This window comes from Mycolicibacterium holsaticum DSM 44478 = JCM 12374 (genome assembly GCF_019645835.1).
GTDB lineage: Bacteria > Actinomycetota > Actinomycetes > Mycobacteriales > Mycobacteriaceae > Mycobacterium > Mycobacterium holsaticum.
The window spans coordinates 4,193,447-4,207,198 of record NZ_CP080998.1; the positions used below are offsets into that span (position 1 = coordinate 4,193,447).

The 13,752-nt window shown below is 68.9% G+C and carries 11 protein-coding genes; 4 read left to right on the forward strand and 7 right to left on the reverse strand.

Features of this window, described 5'->3' with window-relative positions; genetic code table 11:
• Window positions 1–9: 9 nt before the first annotated feature.
• The 3 genes from K3U96_RS20190 to K3U96_RS20200 form a co-directional block, all read right to left on the reverse strand.
• Window positions 10–846 (reverse strand): EamA family transporter, encoded by an 837-nt coding sequence (locus tag K3U96_RS20190; RefSeq protein WP_220690890.1) that lies wholly within the window; start codon window positions 844–846, stop codon window positions 10–12.
• A 39-nt stretch (window positions 847–885) separates the two neighbouring features.
• Entirely contained in the window at window positions 886–1,773 is an 888-nt protein-coding gene (locus tag K3U96_RS20195; RefSeq protein WP_220690891.1) for a universal stress protein, read from the reverse strand.
• A 114-nt stretch (window positions 1,774–1,887) separates the two neighbouring features.
• Window positions 1,888–2,757 (reverse strand): MaoC/PaaZ C-terminal domain-containing protein, encoded by an 870-nt coding sequence (locus K3U96_RS20200; protein WP_069407815.1) that lies wholly within the window; start codon window positions 2,755–2,757, stop codon window positions 1,888–1,890.
• A gap of 67 nt (window positions 2,758–2,824) precedes the next feature.
• On the opposite strand from K3U96_RS20200, the gene K3U96_RS20205 reads away from it, so the two are divergent.
• Both K3U96_RS20205 and K3U96_RS20210 read left to right on the forward strand, forming a co-directional pair.
• On the forward strand, window positions 2,825–4,831 hold the full coding sequence (locus tag K3U96_RS20205; RefSeq protein WP_220690892.1) for an SDR family oxidoreductase: 2,007 nt from the start codon (window positions 2,825–2,827) through the stop codon (window positions 4,829–4,831).
• 33 nt (window positions 4,832–4,864) lie between these two features.
• Window positions 4,865–5,851, forward strand: a complete 987-nt coding sequence (locus K3U96_RS20210; RefSeq protein ID WP_220693608.1) for a nucleoside hydrolase — start codon at window positions 4,865–4,867, stop codon at window positions 5,849–5,851.
• On the opposite strand, the gene K3U96_RS20215 is transcribed toward K3U96_RS20210, so the two are convergent.
• From K3U96_RS20215 to guaA, 3 genes are all read right to left on the reverse strand, one after another.
• Window positions 5,842–7,383, reverse strand: a complete 1,542-nt coding sequence (locus K3U96_RS20215; RefSeq protein ID WP_220690893.1) for a DNA polymerase Y family protein — start codon at window positions 7,381–7,383, stop codon at window positions 5,842–5,844. The two genes, K3U96_RS20210 and K3U96_RS20215, sit on opposite strands and share 10 nt — an antisense overlap.
• Window positions 7,384–7,443: 60 nt before the next feature.
• Complete coding sequence (gene imuA' / locus K3U96_RS20220) at window positions 7,444–8,136, reverse strand: DnaE2-dependent mutagenesis accessory factor ImuA' (protein ID WP_220690894.1); 693 nt, start codon at window positions 8,134–8,136, stop codon at window positions 7,444–7,446.
• A 131-nt stretch (window positions 8,137–8,267) separates the two neighbouring features.
• Window positions 8,268–9,827: a glutamine-hydrolyzing GMP synthase gene (guaA, locus tag K3U96_RS20225; RefSeq protein ID WP_220690895.1), complete on the reverse strand. Its 1,560-nt coding sequence runs from the start codon at window positions 9,825–9,827 to the stop codon at window positions 8,268–8,270.
• A gap of 135 nt (window positions 9,828–9,962) precedes the next feature.
• On the opposite strand from guaA, the gene K3U96_RS20230 reads away from it, so the two are divergent.
• Both K3U96_RS20230 and K3U96_RS20235 read left to right on the forward strand, forming a co-directional pair.
• On the forward strand, window positions 9,963–10,703 hold the full coding sequence (locus tag K3U96_RS20230) for a beta-phosphoglucomutase family hydrolase (RefSeq protein WP_220693609.1): 741 nt from the start codon (window positions 9,963–9,965) through the stop codon (window positions 10,701–10,703).
• On the forward strand, window positions 10,700–13,057 hold the full coding sequence (locus tag K3U96_RS20235) for a glycoside hydrolase family 65 protein (protein ID WP_220690896.1): 2,358 nt from the start codon (window positions 10,700–10,702) through the stop codon (window positions 13,055–13,057). Before K3U96_RS20230 ends, K3U96_RS20235 begins: the two co-directional genes overlap by 4 nt.
• Here K3U96_RS20235 and phoU read toward each other — a convergent pair.
• Entirely contained in the window at window positions 13,054–13,713 is a 660-nt protein-coding gene (gene phoU, locus K3U96_RS20240; RefSeq protein WP_069408005.1) for a phosphate signaling complex protein PhoU, read from the reverse strand. The two genes, K3U96_RS20235 and phoU, sit on opposite strands and share 4 nt — an antisense overlap.
• Window positions 13,714–13,752: the final 39 nt, after the last annotated feature.

Here is a 13,752-nt window from a genome sequence, read left to right on the forward strand (position 1 = left end):
GTTCGATCATCAGCCGGCCATCAGCAGCGTTGTCGCGCCCGCGGCCAGCAGGCCGATTGTCTGGCGCCGGGTGAGGCGTTCGTGCAACACCAGGATGCCCAGCAGCACCGGAATCACCGGGTACAGCGACGCCAACGCCACCGCGACGGCCACGATCTGATGCTGGGTCGCCAGGAGGTACGAGATCAGCGCCGACGCCGCGAGTACTCCGGAGACCAGCGCCAGCACAACCGGGCCCTGCGACGGTCGAAGCGCCTGCCGCCCGACGAACAGCAGCGACGCGCCGAGCACGCACAGCGCCCCGACGCGCCCGGTGGCGACCGGCCACAGCCCGGACGCCGGTGACGCTTGGGCGAGCGCCAGATACTGCACGGCGATACCCACCCCGGCCAACAACCCGTCGCCCGCACCGCCGGAGTGCGCGGCCGTCGTTGCCTGCTGACCGCTCGAGACCCACCACAACGCGGGCACCGCGATGGCGATACCCGCCCACGCCAGCAGCGACGGGCGTTCGCCGAGCGCGACGCTGACCAACGCCGACAGCGCGATACCGGTGACCGCACTGGTCGGGACGACGACTGACATCGCGCCATGGCTCATCCCGCGGAACAGGAAGACCAACCCGGCAGCGGTGCCGACACCCGACAGCGCTCCCCACCACAGATCGACCGCCGACGGTGACGGCGCGATCGCCACCAGGGCCGCGACCACCGCGACCACCAACCCCGCGAATTGACCGAGCAATGCGACCACGACATAGTGGGCCCGCCGAGACGCCAGGCCGCCGACGAAGTCCGAGGTGCCGTAGAACAGCGCCGACCCCAGCGCAAAGAGCCAGCCCGTCACGGCGCTACCGGCCGCTGGTCGCGTTCGACAGGCGCGGGCTTACGGCAAGTCCTCGGCACCGAGCTGATCTCTGGGCACCACCACCATCGGCACATCGAGCACCCGCAGCATCTTGGCCGCCGTCGACCCCAAAAACAGTCGCCGCGGCGCGCTGAGCCGGCTGGATCCCACCATGATCAGATCACCGGCATACCAGTCGAGCTTGCCGACCGCGTCCTCGATGGAACGGCCCTCCACGATCATCGACGTCACCGGAAAGTCTTCGGGAAGACGGAGTTTCGCGGTGTCATGGACATGCCTGGCGTGCGCCATCGCCCGCTCACGGACCGCCTCGTCGTCGCCACGCAGCACCCCGAAGCTCGGGTCCAGCGCCACCAGCGAGACCAACCTCAGCGGAGTGCCAGCGGCCTGGCTGAACCGTACCGCGGTGTCCAGCAACAGGTCTGCTCCTTCGCGCTCGCCGATGGCGCACGTCACCTCACGCACCCGCTCGGCCGACGAGTGCCGGGTGCCGCGCGGCGCGACGGCCACTGGCACCGGGGCCGAGTGCAGCAGTTCGTTGACCACCGAACCCAGCGAGAAGCTCGCCGCCAGCCCGCCGCCCGAGCCGCCCACGACGATGAGCTCCGCCTCCATCCGCGCCGCCTCCTTGATCAGCGCGTCGGCCGACGAATCGTCGAACGTGACCCGGCTGCGCACCACGACGTCGTCGGGCACCGATGCGCGCGCGGCGTCAAGCCATTCCTCGGCCTGCTCGGTCAGATGCTCGCGGTAGCCGCCGACCGGCGCCAGCGACGGCGGCACCCGGTCGGCGGGCAGGACCAGGCACAGGTCCAGTTCACCGCCGAGCGTGCGGGCCAGCCGAACTCCGAGCGCCACCGCGTCCGCGCCACCCGGAGTGGCCAGGTAACCCACGACGATCCTCATGGCACAACCACCGCCCTCTGGCAACGCGGAACAAGACGCCTCCGCGATCATCCTGTCAACCGGTCGCCGTTGATATCGGCGGATCGACCGATTGGGTCGAAGGTCGTGAGCGCGTCAGTCGCTGTACTCGGCGGCGCCGTCCTCGAGCACCAGCCGCGCATCGGACCCGTCGGGGTTGGACGCTTCGGTCCGAAACACCGCACGCCCGGGTTCGGTGCGCCAGATCGAGGTCGTCAGCGTCTCCCCGGGAAACACCGGCGAGGTGAACCTGGCCGCGATCGCGTTGACCTTCGTCGCGTCGTTGCCGCCGAGCTCGGCGACCAGAGCACGCCCGGCCACCCCGTAGGTGCACAACCCGTGCAGGATCGGCTTCGGGAAGCCGGCCAGCTCACGGGCGAACCACGGGTCGCTGTGCAGCGGGTTACGGTCGCCGGAGAGCCGGTAGATCAGGGCCTGGTCCTCGCGCGTTGGCAACGCGATCTTCGAATCCGGTTCGCGGTCCGGGATTTCCGGGGCGGCGGGCCGCTGACCGGGTTGTCCGCCGAATCCGCCTTCGCCGCGGATGACGGCGGTGGCCAGCGTCTCGGCCACCACCTTGGAGGTGTCGGGGTCGGTGCCGGTGGCCTTGAGCATGACGACGGCGTTCTTCCCCTCACCCTTGTCTTGGATGTCGGCGACTTCGGCGACGACGCTGAGCTTGCCGGCAGGCGGCAGCGGTTCGTAGAGCCGGATCGCCTGCGAACCGTGCAACAGCATGGCGAAGTTGAATGACCCGATCAGACCCGCGGCCGCGAACGGCAGGCAGGCGATGACGGCATACGTCGGAAGCACCTGCTGGGTGATCTCATGGCTGTTTTCCGTCGTGAACGCCAGATCCGCGGTTCCCGCGCCGACTCCCAGCGCGTAGAGCAGCGTGTCGCGGTCGGTCCATTGGAACAGCTGGGGGTCGGTCTTGGTGCCGATGGCATTGGGGTCGAGGGGCATAGACGGACGATATCGTGCCCCATCGCATGCATTGACGTTTCCCGCGGCAGGGGTGACGATGCTTCGCATGCGCTATGTCGTTACCGGCGGTACTGGGTTTATCGGCCGTCGTGTGGTGTCGCAGCTGTTGGCCCGCGACCCGGACGCCCAGGTGTGGGTTCTGGTTCGTCGGGCGTCGCTGTCGCGGTTCGAACGGCTCGCCGTCCACTGGGGCGAGCGGGCAAAACCGCTGGTCGGTGACTTGACGGCACCAGCATTGGGACTCACCGACCAGGCGGTCGACGAGCTCGGCGCCGTGGACCACGTCGTGCACTGCGGCGCGATCTACGACATCACCGCGGCCGAGGCCGTCCAGCGCGCCGCCAACGTGGACGGCACCCGCGCGGTGATCGAGTTGGCCGGCCGCCTCGACGCCACGCTGCACCACGTGTCTTCGATCGCCGTCGCGGGCCGCCGCCGCGGCGAGTTCACCGAACAGGACTTCGACCTGGGCCAGCAGTTGCCGACCCCGTATCACCAGACCAAATTCGAGGCCGAGCTGTTGGTGCGGTCGGCACCGGGGTTGCGCTACCGGGTGTACCGGCCGGGGGTCGTGGTGGGTGACTCGCGCACCGGCGAGATGGACAAGGTCGACGGGCCCTACTACTTCTTTGGTCTGCTGGCCAAACTGGCCCGGCTCCCGTCGTTGACGCCGATGGTGCTGCCCGACACCGGGCGCAACAACATCGTGCCCGTCGACTTCGTGGTCGAGGCGTTGGTCGCGCTGATGCACAGCGACGACCGCGACGGGCAGACCTTTCACCTGACCGCCGCCAAAACCATTGGGCTGCGGGGTATTTACCGCGGGGTTGCCAAGGAAGCCGGGTTGCCGCCGCTGCGCGGGTCGTTGCCGTCGGCCACGGCGACGCCGTTTCTGCGGGCGACCGGGCGCGCCAAAGTGCTGCGCAACATGGCGGTCACCCAGCTGGGCATCCCCGCCGAGATCCTCGACGTCGTCGACCTGATGCCGACGTTCACCGCGCACAACGCTACCGAAGCGTTGCGCGGCACCGGGATCACCGCACCGGAGTTCGCGTCGTACGCGCCGCGGTTGTGGCGCTACTGGGCCGAGCACCTCGACCCCGACCGCGCCCGCCACGACGACCCGGCGGGACCGCTGGTGGGCAGGCACGTGATCATCACGGGCGCCTCAAGCGGGATCGGCCGCGCCTCGGCGATTGCGGTCGCCGAACGGGGCGCGACGGTGTTCGCGTTGGCGCGCAGCGCCGAAGCGCTCGACGAGCTGGTGGCCGAGATCCGCTCGGCGGGCGGACAGGCGCACGCGTTCACGTGCGATGTCACCGATTCAACGTCGGTGGAGCACACGGTCAAAGACATCCTCGGCCGCTTCGGCCACGTCGACTACCTGGTCAACAACGCGGGCCGGTCGATTCGACGCTCGGTGATCGCCTCCACCGACCGGCTGCACGACTACGAGCGGGTGATGGCCGTCAACTACTTCGGCGCGGTGCGGATGGTGTTGGCGCTGTTGCCGCATTGGCGCGAGCGTCGGTTCGGTCATGTGGTGAACGTGTCGAGTGCCGGTGTGCAGGCGCGCAATCCGAAGTACAGCTCGTATCTGCCGACGAAGGCCGCCCTGGATGCGTTCGCCGACGTGGTGGCCAGCGAAACGCTGTCCGAGCACATCACGTTCACCAACATCCACATGCCGCTGGTGCGCACGCCGATGATCGTGCCGTCACGCCGGCTGAACCCCGTGCCGGCGATCAGCCCCGAACACGCCGCCGCGATGGTGGTGCGCGGGCTGGTGGAGAAGCCCGCCCGGATCGACACCCCGCTTGGCACGCTCGCCGATTTCGGCAACTACCTGACCCCGAAGCTGGCGCGACGGCTGCTGCACCAGCTCTATCTCGGGTATCCCGATTCCGCGGCGGCCCGCGGCCTGGCGCAGGAGCCGCCGGCCGCGCCGATACCGCCGCGGCGCCCTCAACGTCGCACCCAACCGCCGGTGCCGCTGCGAGTACCCGGTCCGATCAAACGTGCAGTGCGCCTGGTCCCCGGTGTGCACTGGTAGCCGCGCCGTCCTATCGTTGGCGGCGTGACTGCGCTGCCTGTGTTCATTGACGTGGACACCGGCGTCGACGACGCGATGGCGTTGGTGTACCTGTTCGCCAGCGAGGACGCCGAGGTGGTCGGTATCGCCTCCACCGCCGGAAACGTTCCGGTGCAACAGGTTTGCCATAACAACTTGGCTCTGCTCGACTTGTGCGGGGTCGACGCCCCGGTGTCCAAAGGCAGCGAGAACCCGCTCAGCGCACCGCTGCGCACCGCTGAAGACACCCACGGCCCCGAGGGCATGGGATATGCGCGATTACCGGCGAGCAACCGCACGCTCACCGGCTACGACGCCGCGCAGGCGTGGGTGCGCGCGGCCCACGCGCGTCCCGGTGAACTGGTCGGGGTGGCGACCGGACCGTTGACGAACCTGGCCCTGGCGTTGCGCAGCGAGCCTGCGCTGCCGCGGCTGCTGCGCCGGCTGGTGATCATGGGCGGGGCGTTCGACTACCGCGGCAACACCACGCCGGTGGCCGAGTGGAACATCAGCGTGGACCCCGAAGCCGCAGCCGAAGTGTTTCACGGGTGGGGTGCGGCGTGGCAGGACGGGCCTCCCGGGCACCTCCCGATCGTGTTGGGGCTCAACCTCACCGAGAACATCGTGATGACCCCCGAACTGTTGGGGAAGTTGGCGGAGTCCGGGACGCATCCGTTGGTCGGAGTGCTCGAGGACGCGATGCGGTTCTACTTCGAGTTCCACTTCTCCCAGGGCGAGGGCTATCTGGCCCACCTGCACGACCCGCTTGCCGCGGCGGTGGCTTTGGACCCCGACCTGGTCCGGTGCCGACCCACCACGGTTGACGTCGAGCTGACGGGGACGCTCACCCGCGGGATGACGATCGCGGACTGGAGCCACCGGTGGGGGCGGGAACCCAACGCGCTCATCGGTGTTGACGTCGATCCGGCGGCGTTCTTCGACCGGTTCCTCACGCGCGTCGGGGCGTTCCTTTCTGCGGCGTGCAGAAAGGGCTATTCGTAGATGCCCTCGAGATACCAGCGTCGCTGCCGGTAACACAGCAGCAGGGCCTGCGCGGGCTCGGTGTCGAGCAGCACCTGTGCGCGCGCTGTGCGTCCCGCCTTGGCCCGCTGGGGATCCCACCACCGCTCGTCGACGGACCACGGCCCGGCCCACCAGGCCAGCCGGCCGTCGCGGCCCTTCTTACCCGCAACCAGCCGCGACGGGTCGGTGGAGAACAGACCGCGCGCGGTCACCCGCACCGGGTTGCCGTCGGCGTCGACCAACTCGACCGGATCGTCGAGCAGCACGGTCGGCGACGGCTCGGGCAGCTGACCGGGCCATGGCTGGCGGGGATCGGCCCGCGGCACCGGCTCGTCACCTAACGGGGTGAACGTGATGCGCTCGGCAGGCCCTCGGCCACCGGACAGCATGGGCATCTGCACCGCCTCGGGACCCAGCAGCCCCTGCACCCGCACCAGCGCGCGATAGGCACTGTCGGTCATCTTCGCTGGGGGTCCCCACAGCGGCAGCTGCAGCGCCTCGGCCGAGACCACCTCGACCGGGCACAGCCGGATCGTCGTGACGGGTGCGGTGGGCCGGTCGTCGGGGTTGCGCTTGTTCAGCCAGCCGTCGAGCTGCCAGCGCACCCGGTCGGCGGTGGCGTCCTCGGTCAGCGGCTCCGCACAGCGCCAAACCCGTTCGAACTCTTCCCCGTTGGCGGTGACGGCGTGGATGGCCAGCCGGGTGCAGCCCACCCCGGAGGACTCCAGGGTGCGGTGCAGGTCGGCGGCCAGCGATCGCCCGGCGAACGCCGCGGCGTCCACCCGGTCGATGGGCGGATCGCAGTTCATCACGGCGTCGAGTTCGGTTGCCGGTTCTGCGCCCGACGGCCCGCGGTCAGGCTCGCCCCGGGCGAACCGGTGCGCCACCACCCCGTCGGCGCCGAACCGGGAGGCGACATCGCTGCGCGACAGCGCCGCGAACTGCCCGATGCTGCGGATCCCCATGCGCCACAACAGGTCCGCCAGGTCCTGCCGGCCGGGGGCGGCCAGGCTGGGCTCGGCGGCCAGCTGCCGAATCGACAGGGGCGACAGAAACCGCGCGTCCTCGCCGGGCTCGACGATCCGGCCCGCCCGCGCGGCGAAGACCGCGGTGGGCAGCTGATCGGCGATACCGACCTGGCATTCGGCCCCCGCCGCGGCCACCGCGTCGATCAGTCGCTGCGCGGCGGCCTGCTCAGAGCCGAAGTAGCGGGCCGCTCCGCGCACCGCCAGCACCAGCAGGCCGGGGCGCAGCACCTCGGCCCGCGGCACCAGGTCGTCCACCGCGGCCGTGACGTCCTCGAAATGGCGGGCGTCGCGGCCCGGATCGGCGGTGACCACATGCAGTTCCGGACAACGCGCCTGCGACTCCCGGCGGCGCAGCCCACGTCGCACACCGGCCGAGCGGGCCGACGCCGAACAGGCGATGACGCGGTTGGCCAACGTCACCGCGATCGGAGCCGTCGGCGGTAACCCCGCCGCGGCGGCGGCGGCGACCGCAGGCCAGTCCATGCACCAGATGGCCAGAACGCGCGTGGGGGTACCACCCGCCCGGAGGGCAGGGGGAGACACTCATCCGCCCACGGCACGTGCGGAACCGAAGGACCGGCCCCTGGCCCGCATGGCCAACCGCACCCGTCCGATGCGGCCGAACCCCGGGCGGCTCACATCTCCTGGGCCGGTGATCTCATAGCCGCAGACCCGGGCGTCCAGCCTGGCCGACGCGCCCTGCCAGTCGCCGTCGGCGACCAGCAGCGTGCAGCCCTTCTGCCGGGCCCGGGCCACCACCGCCCGCGCCCTGGTGGCAGGCACCGTGCGCCCGCCCAGACCGAGCACCACCAGATCCATACCGTCCATCAGCACGGCGGCCACCTCCACGGGGTCGGCTCCGGGTTCGGGGATGACGGCGATGCGGCTCAGATCGGCCCCCATCTCCACAGCCGCCAGCAGGCCGACATCGGGTTGCCCGACGATCGCGGCATGCCCGCCGGCGGCCGTCACCGCCGCCACCATGCTCAGCGGTAAGGATCGGGCCCCCGACACCACCGCCACCGTCCCGCGCGGCAACGGCTCCGATAGGAGTTCTGCATGGGATTCGGGTATCGGCAGCAAAGATTCCGAGGCCGACAACGGGGCGGTCGACGGGGCGGCGCCACTGCGCCCGGTGCCCGCCTTGCCGGAGACCGCCGCGATTCTGCGACGCAGGTGTTCCACCTGTTCAGCGCGGGTAAGCTCACGCTGATCCAGGTTCGTCGCCGCTGTCACAGCAGCACCTCCCGCATCATCTGATTCATCGGCTGTTCGAATGTATGTTCGATACCGTCAGTAAACACTTCCCCGCCGACACCGTCAAGCGCACTTTCGAGCGCGAGAGGGGGCGCGGCGCAGGGGCTAGATCACTCCCACTCGATGGTGCCGGGCGGCTTGCTCGTGACGTCGAGCACCACGCGGTTGACCTCGGACACCTCGTTGGTGATGCGGGTGGAGATGCGCTCCAGCACTTCGTAGGGCACCCGGGTCCAGTCCGCGGTCATGGCGTCTTCGCTGGACACCGGGCGCAACACGATCGGGTGGCCATAGGTGCGGCCGTCCCCCTGCACACCCACCGATCGGATATCGGCCAGCAGCACCACCGGGCACTGCCAGATCTGGTGGTCCAGACCGGCCGCGGTCAGTTCCTCGCGGGCGATCGCATCGGCGCGCCGCAGCGTGTCCAGTCGATCCGCGGTGACCTCCCCGACGATCCGGATAGCCAACCCTGGACCCGGAAATGGTTGGCGCGCAACGATTTCCTCGGGTAAACCGAGTTCGCGGCCGACCGCGCGGACCTCGTCCTTGAACAGCAGCCGCAGCGGTTCGACGAGCTTGAACTTCAGGTCGGCGGGCAGCCCACCGACGTTGTGGTGGCTCTTGATGTTGGCGGTGCCGGACCCGCCGCCGGACTCCACCACGTCGGGATACAGCGTGCCCTGCACCAGGAACTCCACATCACCGTCATTGGCGCCCAACGTATCTCGGACGGCACCCTCGAATGCGCGGATGAATTCGCGGCCGATGATCTTGCGCTTACCTTCGGGGTTGGTCACCCCGGACAGCGACTCGAGGAACCGCTTCTCGGCGTCGACCGTGACGAGTTTGGCGCCGGTCGCGGCCACGAAGTCACGTTGCACCTGGGCACGTTCCCCGGCCCGCAACAAACCGTGGTCGACGAACACACACGTCAGCTGGTCCCCGATCGCGCGCTGCACCAGCGCGGCGGCCACCGCGGAGTCCACGCCACCGGACAGCCCGCAGATCGCCCGGCCGTTGCCGATCTGATTGCGCACCTCGTTGACGAGCGCGTCAGCGATGCTCGCGGCCGTCCACGTCGCGGAGATGCCTGCGAACTCGTACAGAAACCGGCTCAGCACCTGTTGACCGTGCGGCGTGTGCATCACCTCGGGGTGGTACTGCACTCCGGCCAGCCGACGCTCCCTGTTCTCGAAGGCCGCGACAGGCGAACCGGGGCTCACCGCCACCACGTCGAACCCGTCGGGCGCCTCGGTGACCGCGTCGCCGTGGCTCATCCACACCGGCTGGGTATCGGGCAGATCGGAATGAAGTTGTCCCCCGGTGACTTTCAGCTCTGTGCGGCCGTACTCGCTGGTGCCCGTCTTGGCCACCGTTCCGCCGAGCGCCTGGGCCATCGCCTGGAAGCCGTAGCAGATACCGAACACCGGCACGTCAAGGTCGAACACCGCCGAGTTCAGCTGCGGGGCCTCCTCGGCGTAGACGCTGGCGGGCCCGCCGGAGAGCACGATGGCCTGCGGGTCGCGCGCCAGGATCTCTTCGACGCTGGCGGTGTGCGGGATCACCTCGGAATACACCCGAGCCTCCCGGATCCGTCGCGCGATCAGCTGCGCATACTGCGCGCCGAAGTCGACCACCAACACGGGTCTGGGAGATGACGATGTCACCCCATCAGTCTAGTTGGCGCGATCGGGCCGTCGCCGCTCGTTACCTGCTCCACAAAGTGGGAATCGTGACCGACAATGAGCCAGACAACGAGCAGAAGCTGTCCGACGACCACCAAGCTCGAAGCGAGGAGCACCGTGCATGGTCTGCCGAACCACATCCGCGCCTGCCTGTTCGACCTGGACGGCGTGTTGACCGACACCGCCAGCGTGCACAAGAAGGCGTGGCAGGCCATGTTCGACGACTTCCTGCGAACCCGCGCCGACCGCACCGGCGAACCGTTCGTGCCGTTCGATGTGGGCGCCGACTACCTGCAGTATGTCGACGGCAAGAAGCGCGAGGACGGGGTGCGTTCGTTTCTGGCCAGCCGCGGTATCGAACTACCCGAAGGGGATCGCGACGACAGCACCGACGCGCAGACGGTTTTCGGGCTGGGCAACCGCAAGAACGAGATGTTTCACCGGGTGCTGCGATCCGACGGTGTGACGGTCTTCGAGGGCTCGCGGCGCTACCTGAAGGCCGTGGCCCGCGCAGGCCTTGGCGTCGCGGTGGTCTCGTCGAGCGCCAACACCGAGGAGGTGCTCGAGGTGACGGGCCTGGATAAGTTCGTTCAGCATCGGGTGGACGGTGTGGTGCTGCGCGAGGAGAACCTGCCCGGTAAACCCGCACCGGACTCGTTTCTGCGGGCGGCGCGACTGCTGGGCATCGAACCCCGCGAGGGTGCGGTGTTCGAAGACGCGCTCGCCGGGGTGGCGGCCGGGCGGGCTGGTAACTTCGGCTACGTGGTCGGGGTGGACCGCGTCGGACATGCGCAAGCGCTGCGCGACAACGGTGCCGATATCGTCGTGGCTGACCTGATGGAGCTCCTGAGGCAATGATCACCGACGAGCTTTACCCGGTAGAGCCGTGGCACATCCGCGAAACATCGCTTGATCTAGCGATTCTGGACGAATCCGAGTCGATCTTCGCGCTGTCCAACGGTCACATCGGCCTGCGCGCCAACCTCGATGAAGGTGAACCACACAGCCTGCCGGGTACCTACCTGAACTCGTTCTACGAGGTGCGCCCACTGCCGTACGCCGAGGCCGGCTACGGCTACCCGGAAGCCGGCCAGACGGTCGTCAACGTCACCAACGGCAAGCTGCTGCGTCTACTCGTCGACGACGAGCCGTTCGACGTCCGCTACGGCGAACTGCTCGAGCATGAGCGCGTGCTGGACATGCGGGCCGGCACGTTGACCCGAACCGTGCAGTGGCGCTCGCCGGTAGGCAAACAGGTCAAACTCGTCTCGGCCCGGCTGGTGTCGCTGAATCAGCGCGGTGTGGCGGCCATCGAGTACACCGTGGAGGCGGTCGACGAGTTCGCCAGGATCACCGTGCAGTCCGAGCTGGTGGCCAACGAAGACCAGCCGCCCACCTCCGCTGATCCCCGGGTGTCGGCCGTGCTCAACCACCCGCTGGAAGCCGTGCATCAGGAAAGCATCGGCGACGGCGCGATCCTCATCCACCGCACCCGCGCCAGCGGGTTGATGATGGCCGCCGCGATGGACCACGAAATCGACGTTCCCGGCCGCGTCGAAGTCACCACCGACACCTCGGACGACTGGGCGCGCACCACCGTCATCTGCGGGTTGCGGCCCGGCCAGCGGCTGCGGATCCGCAAGTATCTGGCCTACGCGTGGTCGAGCCTGCGCTCCCGTCCGGCGTTGCGCGATCAGGTCGCGGCCGCGCTCAGCGGCGCCGAGTACACCGGCTGGCAGGGCCTGCTGGACGCTCAGCGCGCCTATCTCGACGACTTCTGGGACAGCGCCGACGTCGAGGTCGAAGGTGATCCCCACATCCAGCAGGCCGTGCGGTTCGCGTTGTTTCACGTGCTGCAGGCCAGCGCACGAGCCGAACGCCGCGCGATTCCGAGCAAGGGGCTGACCGGAACCGGTTATGACGGTCACGCGTTCTGGGACACCGAGGGTTTCGTGCTTCCGCTGCTCACCTACACCGCGCCCTACGCCGCCGCCGATGCGCTGCGGTGGCGCGCCTCGACGCTGGATTTGGCCAAGGAGCGCGCCGAACTGCTCGACCTTGAAGGCGCCACCTTCCCGTGGCGCACGATACGCGGCGAGGAGTGCTCGGCGTATTGGCCTGCCGGCACCGCGGCGTTCCACGTCAACGCGGACATCGCCATGGCGTTCGAGCGGTATCGCGTTGTGACAGGCGATGATTCGCTGGATACCGAGTGCGGGTTGAAGGTGTTGGTCGAGACCGCCAGGATGTGGCTTTCCCTCGGCCAGCATGATCGGCACGGGGTGTGGCACATCGACGGTGTCACTGGACCCGACGAGTACACCGCGGTGGTGCGCGACAACGTGTTCACCAACCTGATGGCGGCACGCAACCTGCGCGCGGCAGCCGACGCCTGCGTTCGCCACCCCGACGAGGCGAACGCCATCGACGTCACCGCCGAGGAGATCGACGCCTGGCGCCACGCCGCCGCGACCGTTCACATTCCGTTCGACGAGGACCTCGGGGTGCACCCGCAGTGCGAGGGGTTCACCACGCTGCGCGAGTGGGACTTCGCAGCCAACACCGCCTATCCCCTGCTGCTGCACGAACCGTACGTGCGGCTGTACCCCCAGCAGGTCGTCAAGCAGGCCGACCTGGTGTTGGCCATGCATTGGGAGAGCCACGCTTTCACTCCCGAGCAGATGGCGCGCAACGTCGACTACTACGAGCAGCGCACCACCCGCGACTCGTCGCTGTCGGCCTGCACCCAGGCGGTGATGTGCGCGGCCGTCGGGCACCTCGAGCTGGCCCACGACTACGCCTACGAAGCCGCGATGATCGACCTACGCAACCTGCACCACAACACCCGCGACGGCTTGCACATGGCCTCACTGGCCGGCGCCTGGTCGGCTTTGGTGGCCGGCTTCGGCGGGCTGCGCGACGACGAAGACCTGCTGGCGCTCGACCCGCATCTGCCCGAAACGCTGTCGCGCCTGAAATTCCGGTTGCGGTGGAAGAACTTTCGGCTCACCGTCGACGTCAATCACGAGGACGTGACGTACACCCTTCGCGACGGCCCCGACACCTCACTGACGATCCGTCATGCCGGTGAAGATCTCGAGCTCAAGACCCAGAGCCCCACGACGGTCGCCGTCAAACCCGTCCGCCCGCTGCTGCCGCCGCCGAAGCAACCACCCGGCCGGGCGCCCATGCGCCACAACCAGATCAGCTAGGCCAGCTGCTTGTTGGCGGGAAGACCGCCGGTGGCCTCGAAGATCACCCGACGCCCGATCTCTACCGCGTGGTCGGCGAACCTCTCGTAGTAGCGGCCGAGCAGTGCCACGTCGACGGCAGAGCAGACGCCGTCCTGCCACTTGTGGTCGATCAGCAGCGTGAACAAGTGTCGGTGCTCGGCGTCCACCGCGTCGTCCTCGTCGTGCAGCCGTGCCGCCTTCTCGGGATCGGGTGAGCGCAGCACTTCCTGCGCGGTTCTGGCCAACTGCACGGCCCTGGTGCCCATCTCGGCGAAGCTGGCACGCACGTCGTTGGGCAGCGCGCATTCGGGATGACGCAGCCGTGAGATGCTCGCGACATGCACGGCGAGCGCGCCCATCCGCTCGATGTCCGCGCTGATGCGGATCGACCCGACGATCGTGCGCAGTTCCCCGGCGACCGGCTGCTGCAGCGCAAGCAGTTTGAGCGCCGTCTCTTCGGCCCGCCGGTTGAGCAGCGCGATGTGCGCATGGTCGGCGATCACCTGCTCCGCCAACGTCAGGTCGGCGTCGAGCAGGGCCTGCGTGGCGCGGTCCATCGCGTCGGCGGTCAAGCCGCACATCTCGCTCAACTGCGTGCACAGTTCCGATAGCTGCTTGTGATACCCGGTTCGCATGGCAGGGCCTTCCTGTGCCCGGTCTGGTCGTCCCCGACG

Bases quoted from the DNA above. Each gene is read 5' to 3' on its own strand.
- K3U96_RS20195 (WP_220690891.1), bottom strand. From the start codon at position 1,773: ATGAGGATCGTCGTGGGTTACCTGGCCACTCCGGGTGGCGCGGACGCG.
- K3U96_RS20200 (WP_069407815.1), bottom strand. From the start codon at position 2,757: ATGCCCCTCGACCCCAATGCCATCGGCACCAAGACCGACCCCCAGCTG.
- K3U96_RS20205 (WP_220690892.1), top strand. From the start codon at position 2,825: ATGCGCTATGTCGTTACCGGCGGTACTGGGTTTATCGGCCGTCGTGTG.
- K3U96_RS20215 (WP_220690893.1), bottom strand. From the start codon at position 7,383: ATGGACTGGCCTGCGGTCGCCGCCGCCGCCGCGGCGGGGTTACCGCCG.
- K3U96_RS20235 (WP_220690896.1), top strand. From the start codon at position 10,700: ATGATCACCGACGAGCTTTACCCGGTAGAGCCGTGGCACATCCGCGAA.
- phoU (WP_069408005.1), bottom strand. From the start codon at position 13,713: ATGCGAACCGGGTATCACAAGCAGCTATCGGAACTGTGCACGCAGTTG.